This is a genomic window from Deferrisoma camini S3R1 (assembly GCF_000526155.1).
Lineage (GTDB): Bacteria > Desulfobacterota > Deferrisomatia > Deferrisomatales > Deferrisomataceae > Deferrisoma > Deferrisoma camini.
Genome location: NZ_JAFN01000001.1, coordinates 848,653 through 870,820 on the forward strand (window position 1 = coordinate 848,653; position 22,168 = coordinate 870,820).

Here is a 22,168-nt window from a genome sequence, read left to right on the forward strand (position 1 = left end):
CACCGGCTCATCCCCTTCGCCGGGGGTGCTTCTCCTCGAAGAACAGGCAGTCCCGGCCCGAGATCCGGCGCACCTCGTCGCCGGGCACGGACCGGGTTTTGAACCCCAGGGCCCGACATCCCCGGGGCGCGCGGGGGTCCCAGGTCACGTAGAAGTGGCGGCAGCGCAGGCAGGGCGGGCGGCTCACGGCAGGCCCTCATTCGGGAGGGGCCCCGGCCCGGCGGCGGTGGCGCCACGCGTACACCCCGCACAACAGGGCCAGGGCCGGGGCCAGGTACCAGAACGCCCGGCGGGAGTAGGCCGCCACCAGGTCCTGGTTGTTCCCCACGAAGTAGCCGATCGCGGCCAGCACCACCACCCACGCGCCGGCGCCCAGGCAGGTGTACAGGCAGAACGGCACCAGCCGCATCCGGGCGAGCCCCGCCGGAAACGAGATGTACTGGCGCACCCCGGGCACCAGCCGCCCCACAAAGGTGCTGATCTCGCCGTGACGCCGGAAGAACCCCTCGACCCTCTCCAGGGCCCGGGGGGTCAGCCCCACGTACCGGCCGTACCGGTGCAGGAACGGCCGGCCCAACCACACCGCCAGGCCGTAGTTGAACAGGGCCCCGAGCAGGCTTCCCAGGATCCCCGCCACGATCACCCAGACGAGGCTCATCTCGCCGCGGCTGGCCAGGTATCCGGCCGGGGGGATCACCACCTCGCTGGGGAAGGGGAAGAACGAGCTCTCCAGGAACATCAGGGCCACGATGCCCGGGTACCCGAGCCTCCCCACCGTGGCCACGATCCACAGCACCGCCGCGTGCAGCAGCCGCATCACCGGTTCTCCACCAGGACGTATCCGCCCCCTCTTGCGAGCTCCTTGGCCCCGGGGAGCTCCGGCAGGTGTTTGGGCCGGGTCAGGGCCAGCACCCGCCGGGGGCCGCTCCAGAGCTCAAGGAACGCCTTCCGGTCCAGCACCCGCCTCTTTGCGGCGGGGCCCTCGAAGGCCAGCTCCCGGCCGATCCCCCCGAGCACGGGCAGCCGTCCCGTGTAGAAGGCGAACCCGGCGGACAGGTCCCGGTACTCGGCCAGCACCGTGCCGGGCTCCCAAAGGGACTGGGCGGCCCGGCCCGCGGGGCGGGCCGTGCGCAGGGGCAGGGCGTCACCCCGGGAGAACGCCCAGGCGGTGGTGGCGGCCAGGGCCGCGGCCAGGCAGGCCGCGGCCGCCCCCGGCCGCGCTCCGGTCCGAGCGGTCCAGGCCAGGGCCCCGGCCCCGGCCAGGCCGAGGACGGCGGCCAGGGGAAGGAACAGCTCGCCGACGCGGCCGGGGGGAACGCCGGCCAGGTCGCCCCCCCGCAGGGGCACCACGCCCAGGCCAACCACGAGCGCCGCGCCCGCCAGCGCCAGGGTGACCCCCCCGCACCAGCGCAGCGGCGTCCGGGTCTCGCCGGGGGCGCCGGCCAGGGCCGCGGCCCCCAGGAGACACACGGCCGGGTAGGCGGCCAGCACGTACAGGGGGAGCTTCGTCGCCGGCAGGCTGAAGAACGCCGGGGGCACCAGGGCCCACAGGACCAGGAGCGCCGCAAGGGGCGGGGAGCGGCGGGCCGCGGCCCGGCGGCCGGCCGGCGCGAGCAGGATCCAAGGGAGGCCCAGGGCGGGGAACACGAGGAGGTAGTAGTGCCAGGGATGGGGGTGCCCCATGCCGCCGCTCCGGAGCCGGCTCGCGATCTGGCCGCCCAGGAAGTAGTCGAGCAGCCCCGGAGTGGCGGCCACCACGTAGGCGAACCAGGGCAAGGCTACGGCCAGGGCCAAGGGGACGCCCCAGGAGACGCCCCAGGGCCGGCTGCGGCCCCCTCGCCCCCGGTGGAACGCCAGGAACGGGCCGAGCACGAGCAGGGGGACGATCCAACCCACCGGTCCCTTGGTGAGGAACGCCAGGCCCAGGGAGAGGTACAGGACGATCCGGGCCGGCGTGCGTCCCTTTCCGCTCCAGACGTCGTAGGCGCTGGTGATCACCAGGGTCTGGCACAGGCACAGCAGCAGGTCGGTGGTGAGCATGCGCTCGGCCCCCACCACCGCCGGGGTGGTGGCCGCCAGCGCCACGGCCCAGGGCGCGGCGCCCTCGCCCAGGTGCCGGCGGGCGAACCGCCACAGCACCAGGACCAGGGCCGCCGCGAGCACGCCCTGGCCGGCCCGGGCGCCCCACTCGGTGGGCCCCAGGGCGGCGTAGCCCAGGGAGGTGATCCAGTAGACGAGGGGGGGCTTGTGGAAGTGGTGGATCCCGAGGAGCCGGGGGAACAGCCAGTCCCCCGACGCCCACATCTCCCGGGCGATCTCGGCGTACCGGGCGTCGGACGGCTCGACCAGTCCGTAGGAACCCAGGCCCACCCACAGGGCGACCGCGGCCAGGACGAACGCTCCGAGGTCACGCGCTCTGGGCATCCGGGGGGTCGTCCTTCCACAGCATGAGGTTTCGCACGTACACCACCGACCCGAACGCCTGGCCCAGGATGAACACGGGGTCGCGGCGGTGGATCGCGTAGGCGAGCAGGAGCACGCTGCCCCCCAGCGACAGGTACCAGAACGCCTTGGGCACGGTGGAGCGCCGCTTGCGCTCGGTGACGATCCACTGCACCAGCATCCGGCCCGAGAACAGGGCCTGGGCCCCGAAGCCGACCACGAGCCACGGGTCCCAGGTCACCGGATCTCCTCCCAACGGTAACCCAGGTGGCGCTTCTGCATCCAACGTACCGCGAACAGGTCCATCAGCGGGCCCACGAGCCGGTTCCAAAGGTGGTACTTGGCTTCGCCGTAGCGCCGGGGCCGGTGGTTCACGGGCACCTGCACGACCCGGGCCCCCTCCATCTTGAGGAGGGTGGGCAGGAACCGGTGAAGCCCGTTGAACAGTTTCAGCCGGGCCAGGTACTCGCTGCGGTACACCTTGAGGGAGCAGCCCGTGTCCACGATGTCGTCGTGGGTCACCCGGTTGCGGACGGCGTTGGCGATGCGCGAGCTCACCCTCTTCACGAACGGGTCCCTGCGCCGGGCGCGCACCCCCACCACCACGTCGGCCCGGTCCAGGTGCTCCAACAGGCGCGGGATGTCGCGGGGGTCGTTCTGGAGGTCGGTGTCGAGGGTGACCACCACCTCGCCCCGGGCCGCCCGGAACCCGGCGTCCATGGCGGCCGTGAGGCCCCAGTTCCGGTCCAGGGCCACCACGCGCACCCCCAGGGACGGGTAGCGGTCCCGGATCTCGAGCATCCGCTCGCGGCTGCGGTCGGTGGATCCGTCGTCCACGAACACGCACTCCACCTGCCACGGGGGGACCAGGCCGGCGACCACCTCCTGGAGCTCCGCGGCCAGCAGGGGGAGGTTCTCCTCCTCGTTGTAGACGGGCAGCACGATCGAGAGCCGCATGGCCGCCTCCGGGGCTGATTCGGGCCGGCCCGGCGAGTATACGTGCCGGCCTGGGGAGCGGGAAACCCCTCGGCCGACCCGTTCCGTGGGGTCACTCCGGGCCGAGGCCGAAGGGCCGGGTGCCGTGGGGCCGGGCGGTGTCGAAGGCCGGAGAATGTACCGGAACCGGCCCTTGGGCACAATCCGGGGGCGGGGGCGCGGGGACCTAAAGTTTCGATCCAGGGCGCCGATGAGTAGGATCAACCCGCGCACACCCCGTTTCCGGATAGGAGGTTTGGACGGTGAAGATCCTCACGGTTGACGACTCCTCGACCATGCGGCGCATCATCAAGAACACCCTGAACCGCCTCGGTTACACGGACGTGGTCGAGGCAGAGCACGGTGTGGACGCTTTGGCGAAGATGGCGGGTGTGGGGCTGGTGCTGACCGACTGGAACATGCCGGAGATGGATGGGTTGACCTTCGTCAAGGCCCTGCGGTCCAATCCCCAGTACAAGGAGATCCCCATCATCATGGTGACCACCGAGGCCGCCAAGAAGGAGATCCTGGAGGCGATCAAGGCGGGGGTCACGGACTACATCGTGAAGCCGTTCACCCCGGACACGTTGAAAGAGAAGATCGAACGGGTGCTGGCGGCCTGATCTCGAGGATCTCCCATGTACAACGTGGAGTACATCAATCCGTTCATCGCGGCCACGGTGCAGGCCCTGGAGGTCATGGCCGGGATGAAGCCCGAACGGGGAAAACCGTTCGTGAAAACCGACCACGTGGCGGCCGGCGACATCAGCGGCGTGATCGGGTTGGCCGGCGAGGCCGTGGGGTCGGTGGCCGTGACCTTCCCGGAGAGCCTGGCCCTCAAGGTGTACGAGGCGATGGTCGGCGAGGAGGCCCGGGGCCTGGACGACGAGGTGCGGGACGCCGTGGGCGAGATCGCCAACATGATCGCCGGCGGGGCCAAGGCCGAGCTGACGAAGGAGGGTTACCAGTTCCGCATCGCCATCCCCACGATCGTGGTGGGAAAGAACCACACCATCGAGCACAAGGGGCAGGGGCCGTGCCTGGTGGTGCCGTTCGAGGTGGACGGGGAGACGTTCTGGGTGGAGGTGAGCTTCCTTCCCGGCCGGGAGTAGACCGGCCGGGAGCCGCCGGGGTCTGCCATCCGCCCGGTGTGTGTGGTACATTCGAGCCGCCGTGAGCGGATCCCTCCCCCCGCCTTCGGAGGCGCACCCCGCGACCCATGGACCGAGGAGCCACCCTGTCGGTACCCGGCTTGCTGAACCGCCACAGCGGCGTGCTGGTGGCGGGCGGGGTCATGAGCATCGTCTTCCTCATGATCCTCCCCCTGCCGAGGGCCGTCCTGGACCTCCTGCTGGCCCTCAACATCAGCTTCTCGGTCCTGATCTTCCTCCTCGCCATGTACACGGAACGGCCGCTGGACTTCTCGCTGTTCCCCAGCGTGCTGCTGATCACCACGCTGTTCCGGCTCGCCCTGAACATCTCGTCGACCCGTCTGATCCTGACCCAGGGGGACAAGGGGATCGAGGGCGCCGGCAGGATCATCGCGGCGTTCGGGTCGTTCGTGGTGGGCGGGAACTTCGTGGTGGGGATCGTCATCTTCCTGATCCTGGTGGTGATCAACTTCGTGGTGATCACGAAGGGGGCGACCCGGATCGCGGAGGTGAGCGCCCGGTTCACCCTGGACTCGATGCCGGGCAAGCAGATGGCGATCGACGCCGACCTGAACGCGGGCCTGATCGACGAGACCGAGGCCCGGAACCGTCGGGAGGAGATCGCCCGGGAGGCGGACTTCTACGGCGCCATGGACGGCGCGAGCAAGTTCGTGCGGGGCGACGCCATCGCGGGCCTGGTGATCACGGGCATCAACATCCTGGGCGGGTTGGTGATCGGGGTGCTCCAGCTGGGCATCCCCCTGGACCGGGCGGTGCGCACCTACACCACCATGACCGTGGGCGACGGGCTGGTGAGCCAGATGCCGGCCCTGATCATCTCCACGGCCGCGGGCATCCTGGTGACCCGGGCCGGGAGCCAGTCGAACCTGGGCGAGGTCCTTCCCCGGCAGTTGGGGCAGGTGCCCGAGGCCCTGGGCGTGGCGGGCGGGGTGCTGCTGGTGCTGGGGGTGGTGCCCGGGCTGCCGTTCTTCCCGTTCGCGGTGTTGGCCGCGGTGCTGGGGGGCACGGCCTACAGCCTGAAGAGGGTGCGCGGGGCCGAGGCCCGTCGGAAGGAGGAGGCGGCGCGCCAGGAGGCGGAGAAGGTGCCGGCGGCCCCGCCCGGCCCGGAGGACGTGACCCCCCTGCTCCAGGTGGACGTGCTGGAGCTGGAGGTGGGGTACGGCCTGCTGCACCTGGTGGACGCGGCCCAGGGGGGGGACCTGCTGGAGCGGATCCGGTCGATCCGTCGGCAGATCGCCCTGGAAGCGGGCATCGTGGTGCCCCCGATCCGCATCCGCGACAACCTCCAGCTGCGGCCGGGGGAGTACATGATCCTGATCAAGGGGATCGAGGTCGCCCGGGCGGAGCTGAAGGAGGGGTACCTCCTGGCCATGAATCCGGGGCTGGGGGAAGAGGGGCTCGACGGCATCCCCACCAAGGAGCCGGCCTTCGGGCTCGACGCCCTGTGGATCCGGGATGAGCTGCGGGAGGAGGCCCAGATCAAGGGATACACGGTGGTGGACCACTCCACCGTCATCGCCACCCACCTGACCGAGATCATCAAGCAGAACGCCCACGAGCTGCTGGGGCGCCAGGAGACCCAGAACCTGTTGAACGTGGTCAAGGAGCAGGCCCCGGCCCTGGTGGAGGAGCTGGTGCCCGGGCTGCTGCCGCTGGGCGTGGTGCAGAAGGTGCTCCAGAACCTGCTGCGGGAGCGGGTGAGTATCCGCGACCTGCGCACCATCCTCGAGACCCTGGCCGACTACGCGCCGGTCACGAAGAACCCAGAGCCCCTCACCGAGTACGTCCGTGCTGCCCTGCGGCGGGCCATCACCAAGCAGTACCAGGACGCCGACGGAAAGCTCCCGGTCATCGCCCTGGACCACCGCCTCGAGGAGACCCTGCTCGCGGCGGTGCAGAGGACCGAGCACGGGTCGTTCCTGTCCCTGGAGCCGTCGGTGGCCCAGCAGGTGCTCACGGCGCTGGGCCGGGCGGCCGAGGCCGCCACCCTGGAGAACCTGGTGCCGGTGGTGCTGACCTCGCCGGCCCTGAGGCTGCCGCTGCGGAAGCTCACCGAGCGGGTGCTGCCGAGCCTGGTGGTGCTGAGCCACAACGAGGTGGAGGGCCCGATCCGAACGATCCGGATGGTGAGCCTTGAAAGTTAGGAAGTTCCAGGCCGTGGACATGGCCGAGGCCCTCCGCAAGATCAAGGAGGAGCTCGGGCCGGACGCCGTGATCCTGTCGACCCGGCAGGTCAAGCCGGGCAAGGGGGTGTTCGGCCTGCTGGGCCGCCCGATCCTCGAGGTGACGGCCGCGGCAGACCTGGACGGCCTGGCGCGCAAGGCCGCGCCGCCCGGCGCGCTGGGCCGCGCCGCCTCCCCCCGACCGGAGCCCGCCCGCCCGGGCGGTGCCGACTCGGGGGCGATCCTGGCCCTCCAGGCCGACATCGACAGCCTCAGGGAGGAGCTCGACCTCCTGGCCCGTCGGCCCCGCCGCACGCCCGTGGACGGGGTGGCCTCCGAGGTGCGGGGCCTGGTGGCCAAGGTGGAGCGGTTGCTGGAGGAGACGGCCCGGTTCGAGCGGCTGCGCCTGGCCCCGGGGCTGCGCCGGCTCCACGACCACCTGGAGGCGATCGACGTGGACCCGGCCCTGGCGGCACGGGTGCTGGGGTTCCTCCAGCAAAAGGTGGACCAGGGCGCGGTGGCGGCCGGCCGCGAGGTGGCCGCGTTCCGGGAGCTGGTGTCCCGCACGGTGCGGGTGTCGGGCCCGTTGCGTCCCGGCGACGGCCGGCCCCGGGTGGCGGTGTTCGTGGGCCCCACCGGGGTGGGCAAGACCACCACCGTGGCCAAGCTGGCGGCCCGGTTCGCCCTGCAGGACGGCCGCCGGGTGGGCCTGCTGACCGTGGACACCTTTCGGATCGCGGCGGTGGAGCAGCTCAAGACCTACGCCAACATCATGGGCGTGCCGCTGCGGGTGGCCCTGGACCGGGGGTCGTTCTTGGACGCGGTCGAGGGATTTTCGGACCGGGATCTGGTGCTCGTGGACACCGCGGGCCAGAGCCCCCGGGACGAGGAGAGCCTTGTCGAGCTGCTGGAGCTCCTTCCGCCCGGCGTGGAGACCGAGGTGTACCTGGTGTTGGCGGTGACGACCCGGGGCCGGGACCTGGAGCGGATCCTGCGCCACTACGCGCTGCTCGAGCCGGCCCGGCTCCTGCTCACCAAGCTGGACGAGACCGACTGCCACGGGCCGCTCCTGGGGCTGCCGCTGGTCTCCCGGCTGCCCCTGAGTTACCTGACCACGGGCCAGAACGTGCCCGATGACATCGAGGAGGCCACGCCCGCGGGCGTGGCGGCGTACCTGGTGCGGGGGCTGGAGGGGGCGTCGTGAGGGACCAGGCGCAACGGCTCCGGCAGATGGCCACCGAGCGGGCCGGCCCCGCCCCCACGGACGGCGCCCGGGTCCTGGCCGTGACCAGCGGAAAGGGGGGGGTCGGGAAGACGAGCCTGGTGGCCAACCTGGCCGTGTCGCTGTCGGGCCGAGGCCGTTCGGTCACCGTGCTGGACGCGGACTTCGGGCTGGCCAACCTGGACATCCTGCTGAACCTGAACCCCTCCCGGAACCTGGGGCACCTGCTGCGGGGCGAGGCCCCGGCCGAGGAGATCCCGGTGGAGGTGGTGCCGGGGTTTCGGGTCATTCCCGGGGCCTCGGGGGTGGGGGAGATGGCCGACCTGGACCCGGCCCAACGGGCGAGGCTGGTGCACGAGGCGGGCCGCCTGGCCGCGGGCGCGGAGTTCTTTCTGATCGACACGGCGGCCGGCATCGGCCGAAACGTGGTGGACCTGTGCGCGGCGGCAGGGGAGGTGTGGGTGGTGACCAACGCCGAGCCCACGGCGCTCACCGACGCCTACGGGTTGATCAAGGTGCTGTGGAGCCGGGATCCAGACGCCCGGGTGGCCGTGGTGGTGAACGGCGTGGCCGACGAGGCGTCGGCCCGGGCGATCCACGACCGGCTCGACCGGGTGGTCCAGCGGTTCCTGGGCCGGAGGGTGGGCTGGGCCGGGTTCGTGGTCCACGACGACCACGTGCGACGGGCCGCCCTGCGCCAGGTGGCGTTCGTGACGGCGTACCCGCGGTGCCCCGCGTCCCGGTGCGTGGCGGCCCTGGCCGACAGGCTGCTGGGACGAGACGGGGGCGCGGCGGGCGGGGTGACCCGGTTCTGGCAGCGGCTCGCGGCCGGGGGGGCGCGATGATCGCCGGGCGGCTCTGGCCGGGCCGCGGTGGGTTCGCCCTGGTCTTGGCCGTCTCGGCCGTGCTGGGGGCGGCCGTGCCGAGCCGGGCGGTGGTGCTCGCCCGGGTGGAACCGGGCTGGAGCCCGTTCCTGCGAGCCGGCCCGCCCCCGGGCCGGGAGGCCCTGTGGGCCGAGGCGGGCCGCACCCTGGCGGAGGATCCGGCGCGGGTGGCCCGGGTGGTGGGGAAGGCGGCCGCGGCAGCCGGGGCTCCGGCGCAGTTGCGGGGGCTGTGGGCCGACGCCCTGTACCTGGCCGGACGCGACACCCTGTGGCAGGCGGAGCGGGTGTACCGGACTCTCGTGAAGGAGGAGCTGGACGCCGAGCAGACCGCGTGGTGCTGGTTTCAGTTGGGGAACGTGCAACGAATCCAGGGGTTTCCGGAGGCGGCGGCCGTGTCCTACGAGCAGGCGGTCCCCGGCAGTCGCGAGCCGTGGCAGCGGGCCCTGCGGTTCGACCGGGCCGCCCTGGCGCTGGAGGCGGGCCGGATCCCCGAGGCGGTCGCGGCCTGGAGGGCCTGGGTCCGTGCGTACCCCCGGGCGCCCGGCCGGGTGGTGGGGCTGTACCTGTGGGGGGAGAGCCTGTGGCGGGCGGGAGCCGAGGCCGAGGCCGTGGAGCGGTTCCGGCAGGCCCGCAGGCTCGACCCGGACGGGTGGCGGGTCCGGACCGAGACGGCCCGGGCGATGGCCGAGGCGTTCGAGGCGGCGGGTGACGTGGATGCCGCGGCGGACGTCCTGGAGGCGGTGGCCCGCCTACACCCCGGCACGGCCGATGGGGCGGAGGCGCTCCTGGCCGTGGGGGCCCTGTGGACCAAGGAAGGGCGGGTGGAGCGGGCGGCGGCCGCCTACGCCCGCCTGCTGGACGGCCCGGCCCCGGCCGAGGCGGCCCGGGAGGCCCGGCTTCGGCTGGCCCTGCTGGGGGTTCGGTTCGCCGAGCGGGTGGAGCTGACCGAACCGTACCCCGCGTACCGGTGGTTCTACCGGCCGCGGCCGGTGTTGGAGGATCTGGCCGGGGGACGGGACCCCCTGGCGGCCCAGCGGGCTCTGGAGGGGTTGGCCGAGCTGGCCCGGTCCGATGGGGATGCCCAAGCAGCCCTGGGGTTCCTGGAGCGGGTGTTCCGGGACTACCCCGAGAGCCCCGAGTCCGGCCGGGCCTACGAGGCGTTCGTGTCGTTGCTGGAGGCCCGGGTGGCGGAGCTGGTCCGGGACGGGGATCCGGCGGCCGGACTGCTGCTGTTCGAGCGGTTTCGCGGGTCCGCCGGGTGGGTGGCCACCCGGGACCTCGGCGCCCTGGTCTGGGAGGCGGCCCGGGCGGCCGAGGCGTTGGGGGCGTGGGATCGGGCGCTGGAGCTCTACGGCGAGGTCAAGGCCATGGGAAGCCGGGCCGTGCCCGCCCGGCGGGCCGAGGCGGCGGCCCTGCGCCTCCGGGCCCGCGAGGGGGACCCGGACGCGGTGGCCCGTTGGGCCGCGGAGCGGCCGCGGGACTGGCGGGCCCAGCTGGCCCTGGCCCGGGTGCGGGCGGACGAGGGGGATCGGTCCGGAGCCCTGGAAGCGTTCCGGCGGGCCTTGGCCCGGGCCCCGGACGACGCCGCCCGCTACGCGGTGCGGATCGAAATGGACCGGGTGGGGCGGGGCGAGGCCCGAACCCAGGATCTGTTCCGGGCCTGGAAGGCCCGCCGGGAGCTGTGGCAGAAGTTGGCGGCCGAGGGGGGGCGCGACCTGCCCGCCCCGAGCCCGGTGGCGGGGGGGCGGTTGGCCTTCGCCCTGGGCCGGTACGGCGAGGCCCTGAGCCTGCTGCCGGCGAAGGGGGGCGAGCCGGTGGACCGGCTGTTCCGGTCGGTGTCGGCCCTGCGGACCGGGGACGGCTCCGGGGCCCGGGCCGCGTGGGTCGACCTGGCCGAGACCGAGGACCCGGTGGCGTCCGGGGCGGCCCGGGCGCTGGCCGGGGCCGAAGCGCTTCTGACCCGGGAGGGGAAGCCGTGACCGCGGTGCCGGAGGAGCTCCGGGAAGCGATGCTGCGGTTCCAGGAGGCCACCGAGCGGCTCCAGGGGTCGTACGCCAGGCTCCAGGACGAGGTGCGGGAGCTCCGCAGGCGGCTGGAGGCGAAGGACCGGGAGCTGGACCGCTCCCTGGCGGAGAGGGCCCGTCTCACCAACTACCTGGAGCACCTGCTGGAGAGCGTGCCCAGCGGGGTGGTGGCCGTGGACCCCGAGGGCCGGATCTCGACCCTGAACCGGGCCGCCCAGGAGATCACGGGGTTCGGGCCGGAGGCCGTGGGGAAGCCGTTCTCCCACGTGTTCCGGTTCGAGGAGCCGGCCGAGGCCGATCTCGACGCCCTGGAGGCGGTGTCCCGGCCGGTCGTCACCCTGCACCGGAGCGACGGTCGCCGGGTGCTGCTGGGGCTTCGGGTGTCGCCGTTCCGCGGGGAGGCCGGGGAGGTGCTGGGGCGGGTGGTGGTGTTCCAAGACGTGACCCGCCTGCGTCGGCTCGAGGAGCAGGAGGAGCGGAACCGACGGCTGGTGGCCATGGGCCAGATGGCCGCCGGCATCGCCCACGAGATCCGGAACCCCCTGGGCAGCCTGGAGCTGTTCGCCCACCACCTGGTGGAGGAGCTGCGGGGCACGGCCCACGAGGACCTGGCCGGCCAGGTGCTCAAGGGACTCCAGAACCTCTCCCGGATCACGGGGAACCTGCTTCTCTTCGCGCGGCAGGTGGAGCCGCGGTGCCAGACGGTGGACCTGAGGGAGGTGGTCGCCGAGGCGGCCCTCTACGCCCGGTCGGCGATCCGGGCCAAGGGCGCGCGCCTGGAGGAGGACCTCCGGCCGGCGCCGGTCCTGGCGGACCCGGATCTGGTCCGCCAGGCCCTGCTGAACGTGCTCCTGAACGCGGCCCAGGCCGTGGACTCGGGGGGGCGGGTACGGGTGGAGTGCGCTCCGGTGGACTCCGAGGAGCCCCCGGCGGTCCGGGTGGCCGTGTGGGACGACGGGCCGGGCGTGCCGGAGGCGGAGCGGGAGCGGATCTTCGACCCGTTCTACACCACCCGGGCCCGGGGGGTGGGGCTGGGGCTCGCCATCGTGCAGCGGATCGTGGCGGCCCACGGCGGCTGGGTGGCGGTGGACGGCTCCCCCTGGGGAGGGGCCCGGTTCACCCTGTCGTTCCCGGCGGAACGGCCGGGAGCCACGCCCCCCGAACCATGAGACGGGGGCCCAGGGGCGGGCTTGTGCCTGGAGTATTCGGGGAGCGAAGAGGTTTTTTGCCTCCCAGCTTTCCAGCTTCCTAGCCTCCGAACGGAGACTCCTCGGTGAGCGACGCGAGACATCTACTGGTGGTGGATGACGATCCGGACATGCGCCTGGCCCTGGAGCTCACCCTGCGCAAGGCCGGGTACCGGTGCACCCTGGCCGCGGACGGGCAGGAGGCGCTGGATCTGCTGCGGCGCCAGGGGTTCGATCTGGTGGTGACGGATTTGCGCATGCCCCGGGTGGGGGGGATCGAGCTGCTGGAGCGGATGAGCGCGGCCGCGCCCCACACCCCGGCGCTGGTGATCACGGCCCACGGCTCCGTGGACGCGGCCGTGGAGAGCATGAAGCGGGGTGCGGTGGACTTCCTGCAGAAGCCGTTCGGCCCAGACGTGCTGCTGGCCAAGGTGTCGGCGGTGCTGGGGCGGCCGGCGGCCCCCAGGCGGGGCAGGCCCCGGACGCCGTTCGTGGCCGAGGATCCGGCCATGGAGCGGGTGCTGAGCCTGGTGGAGGCGGCCGCAGCCACCCGGGCCACCGTGCTGATCACCGGCGAGAGCGGCACGGGGAAGGAGGTGGTGGCCCGCAGGATCCACGAGCTCTCCCCGTGGGCCGAGGGGCCGTTCGTGGGGGTGAACTGCGCCGCGATCCCGGCCAACCTCATGGAGAGCGAGCTGTTCGGCCACGAGAAGGGCGCGTTCACCGGGGCCACCGAGGCCCGGCCCGGCCGGTTCGAGCAGGCCCAGGGCGGGACCCTGCTGCTGGACGAGGTGAGCGAGATGGAGCCGGCGCTCCAGGCCAAGCTCCTGCGGGTGCTCCAGGAGCGGGAGGTGGAGCGGGTGGGGGGGCGCAAGACGATCCCTTTGGAGCTGCGGGTGGTGGCCACCACCAACCGGGACCTGCCCGAGGAGGTGCGCCGGGGCCGGTTCCGGGAGGACCTGTACTACCGGCTCCAGGTGATCCCGATCCAGGTGCCGCCCCTGCGGAGCCGTCGTCGGGACATCCTGCCCCTGGCCAGACATTTCCTGGCCGCCGCCTGCCGGGCGTACGGGTTGGAGGAGGCCACCCTCACGGCGGCCGCGGAGAAGGCCCTGCTGGCCCACGACTGGCCGGGCAACGTACGGGAGCTGCAGAACGCGGTGGAGCGGGCGGCCGTGATCTGCCGGGGTGGGCCGGTGGGGCCGGAGCACCTGTTCCTGGAGGAGGCCGCGGTCCGACCGGACGGCGGGATCCGGGTCGACGGCACCCTGGACGAGATGGAGCGGAAGATCATCCTCGCCGCGTACGCCCAGCACGGCCACAACAAGAAGGCCACGGCCCGGGCCCTGGGCATCAATGTGAAGACCCTGCGGGCCAAGCTCCGGGCCTACGGGGTGGAGGGGGCGGAGCCGGGGGGAGAGGGCTGAACCCTCCGGGGGGAGAAACCGGACCCGTGGGCGTGGCGGGCGCGGTGCGCAGGGGGCGCGTTTCGGGGGCTCGGAACCGGCTTCCGGCCGGAAGGGGGTCGGTGGCCCCGTCCTTGCAGGGCTTCGAGCCCGCGGGCATCGGAGGAATCGAGCGACGCGGAGGAGACGAGGTGGGTTTTCTTCGGGCGATGGACGGGGTGGTGGGGCCGCTGGTGGAGGAGCTGCGCTACCGTCAGCGCAGGCAGGCGATGCTGGCCGCCAACGTGGCCAACGCGGACACGCCGGGATACCGGGCCCTGGACGTGCGGTTCGACCGGGCCATGGCCCGCCACGGGCTGCGGCTGGCCACCACCCATCCGCGCCATCTCGGCGGCGCCCGGGCTTCCGGCCGGCAGACGGTGGTGGCGGCGAGGGGGACGCCCCGGCGGGACGGAAACGACGTGGACATCGACCGGGAGATGGCGAAGATCGCGCAGAACCAGATCGAGTACCAGTTCCTGACGCGGATGCTCGGCAGCCGGTTCCGCAAGCTCAAGGAAGCGATCACAGGGAGGCCGACGCCATGAACGGATGGTTCCGGGTGATGGACGTGTCCGCCTCGGCCCTGGCGGCCCAGAGGGCCCGCATGGAGGCCGTGGCGTCGAACCTGGCCAACGCCGAGACCACCCGCACCCCCGAGGGGGGGCCGTACCGGCGGCGGGACGTGGTGTTCGAGGCCACCCCGGTGGCCGGAACCTTCGACGACGTGTTGGCCGGGGCCGTGCGGGGGGTTCGGGTGGTGGACGTGGCGGTGGACCAGAGCCCGCCGCGGCTGCGTTACGAGCCGGGCCACCCCGACGCCGACGCCCAGGGGTTCGTGGCCTACCCCAACGTGGAGGTGCCGGTGGAGATGGTGAACCTGCTGAGCGCGGCCCGGTCGTACGAGGCGAACGTCACCGCGATCGAGGCCACCAAGAACATGCTGTTGCGGGCCCTGGAGATCTGACGAACGGCCCGGAAGGGAGATGGCCATGGTGAAGGAGATCGCAGGGGTCGGCATGCCCCAGGCCGCCGAGTCCAAGGCCGCGACCGGAGCCAAGCCGGCCAAGGACTTCGGCGAGTTCCTGGCCGAGAGCCTGGAGAAGGTCGACACCCTCCAGCAGGAGGCGGACGCGGCCGTGACCCGGGCCGCCCAGGGCGAGGGCGACATCCAGGAGGCCATGGTGGCCGTGGAAAAGGCCGACGTGGCGTTCAAGCTCATGATGGAGGTGCGCCAGAAAATCCTGGACGCGTACCAGGAGATCATGCGGATGCAGGTGTGACCGGCCACGGGCGCGCAATTGCCACTGGAAATTCGGCCGCAGAACCCGGAAACTAAGGGAGAGAAAGCCGAACCGAACCCAGGAATCCGGATGAGAGCCTAGTCCATGGCCTTTTGGGACGCCGGCCTGGCCCAAGCGCGGGAGCTGTGGGGCAGGCTCACCGCAACCCAGCGGCTCACCCTGGTGGGGGTGACCGCTGCCCTCCTGGCCGGCCTCGCAGCCTTGATGCTGTGGGCCGGTACGCCCGAGTACACCCTCCTGTTCAGCCGCCTCACCCCCGAAGACGCCTACCAGGTCGTGGAGAAGCTGAAGGCCGAGGGAGTCCCCTACCGTCTCGAGTCGGGGGGCACGGCCGTGTTCGTGCCCGCGGACCGGGTGTACGAGATCCGGCTCCAGTTGGCCGGCGAGGGGATCCCCCAGGGGGGGCTGGTGGGGTACGAGATCTTCGATCGGTCGAGCTTCGGCATGACCGACTTCGCCCAGCGGGTCAACTACGCCCGGGCGCTGGAGGGAGAGCTGACGCGCACCATCCGGCACATGGAGGGGGTGCAGGGGGCCCGGGTCCACCTGGTGCTGCCCGAGAAGAAGCTGTTCGAGACCGAGAAGGAGCCGGCTTCGGCGTCGGTGGTGCTCCAGCTGGCTCCCGGCCGGGCCCTCACCGCCAAGCAGGTGCGCGGCGTGGTGTACCTGGTGTCGTCGAGCGTGGAGGGGCTGTCGCCCGAGCGGGTCACCGTGGTGGACACCCGGGGCAACGTGCTGTACCGGCAGGAGGGCGACGAGCCCGGGTTCCTGGCCGCCAGCCAGCTGGAGTACAAGCGGGCGTTCGAAAAGGACATGGAGCGCCGGGTCCGGGACCTGCTGGAGCGGGTGATGGGCGCGGGCAGCGCGGTGGTCCAGGTGGCGGCCGAGTTTGACTTCTCCCGGGTGGAGGAGACGGCCGAGACCTACGATCCCGAGGGCGTGGCGGTCCGGAGCGAGGAGCGGGTGAGCGAGACCACCACGGGCCCGACCGGCCCGGCCGGGGTGCCGGGGGTGGCGTCCAACGTGGGGCAGGGGCCCACGGCGCAGGCGGGGGGCAAGGGGGGCGGGTCGAGCCGGGAGACCGAGACGGTCAACTACGAGGTCTCCAAGCGGGTCACCCGGATGGAGAAGGGGCCCGGCACCCTGAAGCGTCTGTCGGTGGCGGTGGCCGTGGACGGCACGTACCGGGAGGGGGAGAACGGGCGGGAGTTCGTGCCCCGGTCGGACGAGGAGCTGGCCCGGCTCAAGGCGCTGGTGGAGAAGGCGGTCGGGGCTGACCCCCAGCGGGGGGACGCGGTCGAGGTGACCAGCATCCCGTTCCAGCCGGGGGAGGTGGAGGTGGCCCGGGCCGGCCCGTGGTGGACCTCGCCCGAGCTCCTTCCGTACGTGCGCTACGGACTGATCCTCGTGCTGGCCGTGCTGGTGGTGTTCGGGGTGCTCAAGCCGTTGGTGCGGTGGCTCACCCGCGCGCCCGAGGCCCCCGAGATCACCGAGCCGCTCACCGTGGCCGAGATGGAGAAGCGGCTCGAAGAGGAGGCCGAGGAGGAGGTTCGTATCGAGGAGGAGGCCCCGACGGAAACGGTGCGCCGCGAGCTGCTGAAACAGCGCCTGTTGGAGATGATCCGACGGGAGCCCGATGTGGCGGCCCAGCTGATCCGAAGCTGGCTGACGGAGGACTGAGCGTTGGCACAGGACGTCCAAGAGATCCCGGGGCTCCGCAAGGCGGCGATCCTCCTGGTGGCCCTGGGGGAGGAGGCCTCGGAGGCCCTGTTCCCGCACCTGCGGGACGAAGAGATCCAGGAGATCACCCGGGAGGTGGCCGTGCTCGAGAAGGCCAGCCCGGAAGAGGCCGAGGCGGTGATCGAGGAGTTCCACACCCTGGCCCTGGCCCGATCCTACGTGCTCCAGGGGGGGGTGGAGTTCGCCAAGAAGATCCTGCGCAAGAGCCTGCCCCCCGAGAGGTGCCGAGAGATCCTGGACCGGCTGGTGAAGTATCTGGACCAGGGCCCCGGGTTCCAGAACCTGCGCAAGGCGGACCCCCGGCTGCTCAGTAAGATCATCCAGAAGGAACACCCCCAGACCATCGCGTTCATCCTGTCGCACCTGGACGCGGCCAAGGCCGCCCACGCCATCTCGAGCCTGCCGAGCGAGCTGCAGGTGGAGGTGGCCCGGAGGATGGCGAGCCTGGAGGAGATCAGCCCCGAGGTGGTGAAGAAGGTCTCGGAGATCCTGGACAAGAAGATCGCCTCCATGGCCGGCTCGTCCATCGAGGTCCAGGGGGTGAAGACCGTGGCCGAGATCCTGAATCGGATGGGCCGCACCGAGTCCAAGAACATCCTGGACCGCATGGAGCAGGAGAACCCCGAGCTCGCCGCCCACATCCGGCAGCTCATGTTCGTGTTCGACGACATCCAGTACCTGCCCGACAAGGCGATCCAGGAGATCCTGAAGCGGGTCGACAAGAACGCCCTGGTGGTGGCCCTGAAGGGCGCGAGCCCCGAGCTCCGGGAGAAGTTCTTCCGGAACATGAGCTCCCGGGCCGTGGAGACCCTCAAGGAGGAGATGTCCTTCCTGGGGCCGGTCCGGGTGAGCGAGGTCACCGAGGCCCAGTCCACGATCACCGAGATCGTGCGCCAACTCGAAGAGGAAGGGGTGGTCGTGCTCGCCGGGGGCGATGAGGACGAGTACATCTGAGCCGCACCCCCTGCGGCAACCCGCCGCTCCGGCCCGATCGGGTCGGCCCCCCCCACACGAAGACAAGGGACCGGTCCCCATGGGCGAAAAGTCCTCCCCCCCGATTCGACCGTTTCGATGGGCCGACCTGGAGGCCGATTCCGTCGGCGCCGAGGGGCCGCAGGCCGCCCGGGGGGACGGGGTGCGTCGGTTCGAGCCCCAGGCCTTCGAAGATCGCGCCGACGAACCGCGGGGCAGCGAGGGATCGGCCGACCCCCGGGCGCCCGCCGACGGGGCGGCCCCCCCGGATCCCCTGGCGCGGGCCCGGGAGGAGGCCGAGCAGATCCTGCTGCGGGCCCGGGAGGAGGCCGGCAGGATCCGGGCCGCCGCCCGGGAGGAGGGGATCCGGCAGGGCCGGGAGGAGGCCCGGGCCGAGGCGGCCGAGCGGGCCGAGGCCCTGGAGGCCCTGCTGAGGGAGCTGGCCGGGTGGAAACCCCGGCTGTACGAGGAGGCTCGGGCCCAGGTGCTGGAGCTGGTTCTGGAGCTGGTGCGAAAGATGCTGGGGCCGCTCTCCGAACAGTGTGAAGGGACCGTGGTGCACGTGGTGGGGCGGGCCCTCCAGGCCCTGGCCGACCGGGAGCAGGTCACGGTGCGCGTGCACCCCACCGACCTGGAGGCGGTGGTGGAGGCCAAACCGACCCTGCTGGAGGCCGTGGACGGGATCCGCCAGCTCACCGTGGTGGAGGACCCGTCGGTGGGCCGGGGAGGGTGCCGGGTCCAGACGCCCACGGCGGAGATCGACGCCCGGCTGGACACCCAGCTCGAAGAGCTGGTCCGCGTGCTGCGGGGCGCCTGATGGGGTTGGACTTCGCGGCCGAGATCGAGGCGGTCCGCGAGGCGGACCTGCTGCGGCCCTACGGCAAGGTGCTGCAGGTGGTGGGCATGGTGGTGGAGGCCTCCGGCCCGGCGGCCCCGGTGGGGGACATCTGCCTCGTGTACCCGGAACAGGGGGGGCTCGAGCGGGACCGGGCGATCCCGTGCGAGGTGGTGGGGTTCCGGGAGGGACGGATCCTGCTGATGCCCTACGGCGAGATGCGGGGCATCCAGCCGGGAAGCCGGGTGGTGGCCACCCGCACCCAGAGCCTGTGCCAGGTCGGGGAGGAGCTCCTCGGCCGGGTCATCGACGGCACCGGAAACCCCATCGACGGAAAGGGACCGGCCCGCTGCCGCCGGAAGTACCCCTTGTACGGCCGCGACATCAACCCCATCGCCCGGGCCCGGATCCAAGATCCCCTGTCCACCGGGATCAAGGCGATCGACGGGCTCCTCACCCTGGGCAAGGGCCAGCGCATGGGCATCTTCGCCGGGAGCGGGGTGGGAAAGAGCGTCACGCTCGGCATCATCGCCCGCAACACCTCGGCCGACGTGAACGTGATCGCCCTGATCGGCGAGCGGGGCCGGGAGGTGCGGGAGTTCATCGAGCGGGACCTGGGGGAGGAGGGACTCCGCCGGTCGGTGGTGGTGGTGAGCACCTCGGAGAAGTCCCCCCTGGTCAAGGCCCGGGGGGCCCTGGTGGCCACCACGGTGGCCGAGTACTTCCGGGATCAGGGGATGGACGTGCTGCTGCTGATGGACTCGGTGACCCGGTTCGCCATGGCTCTGCGGGAGGTGGGGCTGGCCATCGGAGAGCCCCCCACCACCAAAGGATACACGCCCAGCGTGTTCGCGGCCCTGCCCCGGCTGATGGAGCGGGCCGGGATGGGGGAGGGGGGAAAGGGCTCGATCACCGGGCTGTACACGGTTCTGGTGGAGGGGGACGACATGAACGACCCGGTGGCGGACACGGTGCGCTCGATCCTGGACGGCCACGTGGTGCTGTCGCGGGACCTGGCGGCCCGCAACCACTACCCGCCCATCGACGTGCTGACCTCGGCCAGCCGGTTGATGATGGAGGTGGCGTCCCCCCGGCACCGCCGGGCCGCGGCCCGCATGAAGAGCCTGCTGGCGGCGTACCGGGAGGCCGAGGACCTGATCAACATCGGGGCCTACCGGGAGGGCTCGAACCCGCTCGTGGACGAGGCCCTGGAGAAGCGCGAGGCCATGCGGGAGTTCCTGACCCAGGGCATCGAGGAGTCGTGGACCCTGGAGCAGGCGGTGGACCGCCTGGCCGAGATGTTCCCCGAGGTGACGTAGCATGGCGTTTCGGTTCCGCCTGGAGAAGGTGCTGTCGGTGCGGCGCAGCGAGGAGGAGGAGGCCGAGCGCCGCCACGCCGAGGCGCGGCGTGCGAGGGCCCGGGCCGTGGCGGCCCTGGAGCGGGCGCGGGCGGAGCTGGGCCGGGCCCACGAGCGGCTCGACGACCTGAAGCGGGGCGGGGAGCTCACCGCGGAGGACCTGTACCTCCACGCGAGCCACGTGGCCGGACTCCGGCGCCGGGTGGAGGCGGCCGCCACGGAGGTGCGGGCCGCCGAGGCCCGGGTTCGGGAGACCCACCAGGCGCTGCTCGAGGCCCATCAGGCCCGGGAGGCGTTGGAGAAGCTCCGGGAGCGGGAGGAGACCCGGTGGCGCGAGGCCGAGCGTCGCAGGGAGACCCGGATCCTGGACGAGATCGCCCTCAGCCGCCGCTCGACCGGCGAGGAGGAACGCCATGGCCCGTGAGGTCCGGTTTTTGGCCCCCCTGGTCCTGGGTTTGACCCTGGCACCGGCCGCCCCCGCCCCCGCCCAGCCGCAGAATCCCGCGAAGGAACAGGAATCCCCCCAGACCCTCCAAGCGAAGGCCCGCCTCTTGCAGGAGCTGGATCGGCGAATCGAGGAGCGTCGCCGGGAGCTCGCGCAGCAGGAGGAGTCCCTGGAGGCGCTCCGCAGGGCGATCGAGGCCGCCCGTCAGGCCCTGGCCGACGAGGCGGAACGGCTCGAGGCCCTGAAACGGGAGGTCGAGCAGGCCATCGTCCGCCGGCAGAAGGCGGAGGACGCCCGGCTCGACCAGATCGCCAAGGTGTACGGGGCCATGAAACCCCGGGAGGCTGCCCAGGCCCTGGAGGGCCTGGGGGACGACATGGCGGTGGCGATCCTGGAGCGCCTGCCCGGCCGGGCCGTGGGGAAGATCTTCGACCTCATGAACAAGGACCGGGTCCGGGAGTTGACCCGCCGCCTCGAGGAGGGACGCGCTCCCTCCCCCTCCGCCCCCTCGCGCTAGCCCTCCCCCCCTTTTCCGCCCCTCCGGGGCGGATCCTTCCCCGTCTCCCTCGGCGACCCGAGCCCGGACGCCCGCACCCCTGCGGCCGGATGAGGGGAAACGACGCCCCCCTTCCGGACGAGCACCCACCCGAGACGGCAAAGGAGTGCCCATGGAAGTCGCACAGGTGGCCGTGAGTTCGTTGCCGGTGGCCGACGGGAAGCCGGGGGCCGGGGATCCCCCCCAGGGGGTCGACGCGTTCTGGGCCGCCCTGGCGCAGAGCCTGGCCGGTGCCGTGTCGCCCGGCCCGGTCCGCGTGGACCCGGGTCAGGGGGTACCCGGCGCCGAGCCCCCGGCCGACGGCCCCGCCGCGGACGCGACGGGCGTGCCCCCGGAAGAGGGCGAAACGGAAGGGCCCGGGCAGACGGCGGCCTGGGTCGTGGTCACGGTTCCGGCCGAGGCCGTGGGCATCGAACCGGAGGAGCCGGGGGAGGAGGACTCCCCGCCTCCCGCCCCCCGGGAGCCGGCCTCGGAAAAGGGGACGGGGCTCGGGGAGCCGGTCGCACCGGCGGCGACCGTCCTCCTGGTCCCGGACCCTGCGCAGACCGCGGGAACGGGCCGGCCGCCGACCGGGGAGAAGGGACGGCCGGCCCCCGAGGGGGCCGGCGCCACGTCCGAGCAGGGCCCGGAGGGCCCGCCCGAGGCGAGGCGGATCGGCGACCGCACCCGGGCCGAACGGCTGTGGGGGTTCTGGGCACGAAGGGGCGGCGGGCGCCAGGGGGATCGGGGGCTTCGCCCGGGTGAGGGCGGTCCCATCGGGCCGGAGCAGGGCGCGCGGGCACCGGAACCGGCCTCACCGGGGGATCGGCCGGCCGAGGCCCGAGGCCCGTCGCCCAGGTTCGGCGGAGCCCTGGCGGCGTCGTCCCCTGCCGACCGCCCCACGGCCAGGGAGGGGGGGGAGCGCCCCGGGGCCGGCGAGGACGCCAAAGGGGCCGGGGCGGGGTCTCCCGCGCCCCACTCGGCGGCGAGCCCCCCGAACCGGGGCCCGGCCTCGGCCTCCGGCTCGCCCGAGGCGTCGCGTCCCCACGCCGGCCGGCCGGTGGAGCAGGCGGCCCAGGCCGTGCGGCTGGCGGTGCACCGGGGCGGTGAACGGGTCACGGTCCAGCTGGAGCCCGAGCATCTGGGGCGGATTCACGTGGAGGTGGTGCGAGAGGGTGCCGGGTTGTCGGCGCAGATCCGGGTGGAGACCCCCCAGGCGCACCAGCTCCTCGCGGCCGAGCTTCCGGCCCTGCGTGCGGCGGCCGAGGCCCGCCAGGTGCCGCTGGTCCACGTGACCGTGGAGTTGGATCACGGGCAGGGGCGGGGCGAGGGGGGGGACCCCGGACCCCGCCGCCGGCACCGGCGGCCGGCCGCGCTCGAGCCAGCCGAGGATGAGGTTGCCGCAGGAACGGCCTGGATGCCTTGGGGGTTCGAGGCGAGAATCTAAAGTGCTTTCGGAGGTTGTG

23 protein-coding genes are annotated in these 22,168 nt (G+C 72.8%); 18 read left to right on the top strand and 5 right to left on the bottom strand.

The features are described from left to right. Nucleotides 1–7 precede the first annotated feature (7 nt). From DEFCA_RS0103600 to DEFCA_RS0103620, 5 genes are read right to left on the bottom strand one after another with little or no spacing between them, the layout of a single operon-like run. On the bottom strand, nt 8–187 hold the full coding sequence (locus DEFCA_RS0103600; RefSeq protein WP_025321671.1) for a hypothetical protein: 180 nt from the start codon (nt 185–187) through the stop codon (nt 8–10). 9 nt (nt 188–196) lie between these two features. Beyond that, entirely contained in the window at nt 197–817 is a 621-nt protein-coding gene (locus tag DEFCA_RS0103605; protein ID WP_035802873.1) for a DedA family protein, read from the bottom strand. Then, on the bottom strand, nt 817–2,424 hold the full coding sequence (locus tag DEFCA_RS0103610) for an ArnT family glycosyltransferase (protein WP_025321673.1): 1,608 nt from the start codon (nt 2,422–2,424) through the stop codon (nt 817–819). Before DEFCA_RS0103610 ends, DEFCA_RS0103605 begins: the two co-directional genes overlap by 1 nt. Continuing rightward, nucleotides 2,408–2,683, bottom strand: a complete 276-nt coding sequence (locus tag DEFCA_RS0103615; protein ID WP_025321674.1) for a lipid-A-disaccharide synthase N-terminal domain-containing protein — start codon at nt 2,681–2,683, stop codon at nt 2,408–2,410. The genes DEFCA_RS0103610 and DEFCA_RS0103615 overlap by 17 nt, the downstream gene beginning before the upstream one ends. Then, a complete protein-coding gene (locus tag DEFCA_RS0103620) occupies nt 2,680–3,399 on the bottom strand; it encodes a glycosyltransferase family 2 protein (RefSeq protein ID WP_025321675.1) in 720 nt (239 codons plus the stop codon). The genes DEFCA_RS0103615 and DEFCA_RS0103620 overlap by 4 nt, the downstream gene beginning before the upstream one ends. Nucleotides 3,400–3,680: 281 nt before the next feature. Between DEFCA_RS0103620 and DEFCA_RS0103625 the strand changes: the two genes are divergently transcribed. From DEFCA_RS0103625 to DEFCA_RS0103710, 18 genes are all read left to right on the top strand, one after another. After that, nucleotides 3,681–4,040 (top strand): chemotaxis response regulator CheY, encoded by a 360-nt coding sequence (locus DEFCA_RS0103625; RefSeq protein WP_025321676.1) that lies wholly within the window; start codon nt 3,681–3,683, stop codon nt 4,038–4,040. A 15-nt stretch (nt 4,041–4,055) separates the two neighbouring features. After that, nucleotides 4,056–4,529 carry a chemotaxis protein CheX gene (locus DEFCA_RS0103630; protein WP_025321677.1) on the top strand — a complete coding sequence of 158 codons (474 nt, stop codon included), beginning with the start codon at nt 4,056–4,058 and terminating at the stop codon, nt 4,527–4,529. A gap of 107 nt (nt 4,530–4,636) precedes the next feature. Next, nucleotides 4,637–6,733 (top strand): flagellar biosynthesis protein FlhA, encoded by a 2,097-nt coding sequence (flhA, locus tag DEFCA_RS0103635; protein WP_025321678.1) that lies wholly within the window; start codon nt 4,637–4,639, stop codon nt 6,731–6,733. Further along, nucleotides 6,723–7,955: a flagellar biosynthesis protein FlhF gene (gene flhF, locus DEFCA_RS0103640; protein ID WP_169709432.1), complete on the top strand. Its 1,233-nt coding sequence runs from the start codon at nt 6,723–6,725 to the stop codon at nt 7,953–7,955. Before flhA ends, flhF begins: the two co-directional genes overlap by 11 nt. Further along, nucleotides 7,952–8,818, top strand: a complete 867-nt coding sequence (locus tag DEFCA_RS0103645) for a MinD/ParA family protein (protein WP_025321680.1) — start codon at nt 7,952–7,954, stop codon at nt 8,816–8,818. The genes flhF and DEFCA_RS0103645 overlap by 4 nt, the downstream gene beginning before the upstream one ends. Beyond that, nucleotides 8,815–10,836 (top strand): tetratricopeptide repeat protein, encoded by a 2,022-nt coding sequence (locus DEFCA_RS0103650; protein WP_025321681.1) that lies wholly within the window; start codon nt 8,815–8,817, stop codon nt 10,834–10,836. Before DEFCA_RS0103645 ends, DEFCA_RS0103650 begins: the two co-directional genes overlap by 4 nt. After that, complete coding sequence (locus DEFCA_RS0103655; RefSeq protein ID WP_025321682.1) at nt 10,833–12,050, top strand: ATP-binding protein; 1,218 nt, start codon at nt 10,833–10,835, stop codon at nt 12,048–12,050. The genes DEFCA_RS0103650 and DEFCA_RS0103655 overlap by 4 nt, the downstream gene beginning before the upstream one ends. Before the next feature lie 104 nt (nt 12,051–12,154). Further along, complete coding sequence (locus DEFCA_RS0103660) at nt 12,155–13,495, top strand: sigma-54-dependent transcriptional regulator (RefSeq protein WP_025321683.1); 1,341 nt, start codon at nt 12,155–12,157, stop codon at nt 13,493–13,495. A gap of 170 nt (nt 13,496–13,665) precedes the next feature. Then, entirely contained in the window at nt 13,666–14,061 is a 396-nt protein-coding gene (gene flgB, locus DEFCA_RS0103665; protein ID WP_025321684.1) for a flagellar basal body rod protein FlgB, read from the top strand. After that, nucleotides 14,058–14,480, top strand: a complete 423-nt coding sequence (flgC, locus tag DEFCA_RS0103670) for a flagellar basal body rod protein FlgC (protein WP_029733504.1) — start codon at nt 14,058–14,060, stop codon at nt 14,478–14,480. The genes flgB and flgC overlap by 4 nt, the downstream gene beginning before the upstream one ends. A gap of 25 nt (nt 14,481–14,505) precedes the next feature. Beyond that, nucleotides 14,506–14,796, top strand: a complete 291-nt coding sequence (gene fliE / locus DEFCA_RS0103675; RefSeq protein ID WP_025321685.1) for a flagellar hook-basal body complex protein FliE — start codon at nt 14,506–14,508, stop codon at nt 14,794–14,796. A gap of 105 nt (nt 14,797–14,901) precedes the next feature. After that, entirely contained in the window at nt 14,902–16,497 is a 1,596-nt protein-coding gene (gene fliF, locus DEFCA_RS0103680; RefSeq protein WP_025321686.1) for a flagellar basal-body MS-ring/collar protein FliF, read from the top strand. Between the two features lie 3 nt (nt 16,498–16,500). Beyond that, complete coding sequence (gene fliG, locus DEFCA_RS0103685; protein ID WP_025321687.1) at nt 16,501–17,511, top strand: flagellar motor switch protein FliG; 1,011 nt, start codon at nt 16,501–16,503, stop codon at nt 17,509–17,511. A 79-nt stretch (nt 17,512–17,590) separates the two neighbouring features. Continuing rightward, a complete protein-coding gene (locus DEFCA_RS0103690) occupies nt 17,591–18,346 on the top strand; it encodes a FliH/SctL family protein (RefSeq protein ID WP_025321688.1) in 756 nt (251 codons plus the stop codon). Beyond that, nucleotides 18,346–19,683 carry a flagellar protein export ATPase FliI gene (gene fliI / locus DEFCA_RS0103695; RefSeq protein ID WP_029733505.1) on the top strand — a complete coding sequence of 446 codons (1,338 nt, stop codon included), beginning with the start codon at nt 18,346–18,348 and terminating at the stop codon, nt 19,681–19,683. The genes DEFCA_RS0103690 and fliI overlap by 1 nt, the downstream gene beginning before the upstream one ends. 1 nt (nt 19,684) lies before the next feature. Continuing rightward, on the top strand, nt 19,685–20,146 hold the full coding sequence (gene fliJ, locus DEFCA_RS0103700; protein WP_025321690.1) for a flagellar export protein FliJ: 462 nt from the start codon (nt 19,685–19,687) through the stop codon (nt 20,144–20,146). Next, nucleotides 20,136–20,684 carry a MotE family protein gene (locus DEFCA_RS0103705; protein ID WP_025321691.1) on the top strand — a complete coding sequence of 183 codons (549 nt, stop codon included), beginning with the start codon at nt 20,136–20,138 and terminating at the stop codon, nt 20,682–20,684. The genes fliJ and DEFCA_RS0103705 overlap by 11 nt, the downstream gene beginning before the upstream one ends. Before the next feature lie 151 nt (nt 20,685–20,835). Further along, a complete protein-coding gene (locus DEFCA_RS0103710) occupies nt 20,836–22,149 on the top strand; it encodes a flagellar hook-length control protein FliK (RefSeq protein ID WP_025321692.1) in 1,314 nt (437 codons plus the stop codon). Nucleotides 22,150–22,168: the final 19 nt, after the last annotated feature.

Coding starts and splice junctions, on each gene's coding strand:
- DEFCA_RS0103705 (WP_025321691.1), top strand. CDS start 20,136: ATGGCCCGTGAGGTCCGGTTTTTGGCCCCCCTGGTCCTGGGTTTGACC.
- DEFCA_RS0103620 (WP_025321675.1), bottom strand. CDS start 3,399: ATGCGGCTCTCGATCGTGCTGCCCGTCTACAACGAGGAGGAGAACCTC.
- fliE (WP_025321685.1), top strand. CDS start 14,506: ATGGTGAAGGAGATCGCAGGGGTCGGCATGCCCCAGGCCGCCGAGTCC.
- DEFCA_RS0103690 (WP_025321688.1), top strand. CDS start 17,591: ATGGGCGAAAAGTCCTCCCCCCCGATTCGACCGTTTCGATGGGCCGAC.
- fliF (WP_025321686.1), top strand. CDS start 14,902: ATGGCCTTTTGGGACGCCGGCCTGGCCCAAGCGCGGGAGCTGTGGGGC.
- flgC (WP_029733504.1), top strand. CDS start 14,058: ATGAACGGATGGTTCCGGGTGATGGACGTGTCCGCCTCGGCCCTGGCG.
- DEFCA_RS0103710 (WP_025321692.1), top strand. CDS start 20,836: ATGGAAGTCGCACAGGTGGCCGTGAGTTCGTTGCCGGTGGCCGACGGG.
- fliI (WP_029733505.1), top strand. CDS start 18,346: ATGGGGTTGGACTTCGCGGCCGAGATCGAGGCGGTCCGCGAGGCGGAC.
- flhA (WP_025321678.1), top strand. CDS start 4,637: ATGGACCGAGGAGCCACCCTGTCGGTACCCGGCTTGCTGAACCGCCAC.
- DEFCA_RS0103630 (WP_025321677.1), top strand. CDS start 4,056: ATGTACAACGTGGAGTACATCAATCCGTTCATCGCGGCCACGGTGCAG.
- fliJ (WP_025321690.1), top strand. CDS start 19,685: ATGGCGTTTCGGTTCCGCCTGGAGAAGGTGCTGTCGGTGCGGCGCAGC.
- DEFCA_RS0103610 (WP_025321673.1), bottom strand. CDS start 2,424: ATGCCCAGAGCGCGTGACCTCGGAGCGTTCGTCCTGGCCGCGGTCGCC.
- DEFCA_RS0103605 (WP_035802873.1), bottom strand. CDS start 817: ATGCGGCTGCTGCACGCGGCGGTGCTGTGGATCGTGGCCACGGTGGGG.
- DEFCA_RS0103650 (WP_025321681.1), top strand. CDS start 8,815: ATGATCGCCGGGCGGCTCTGGCCGGGCCGCGGTGGGTTCGCCCTGGTC.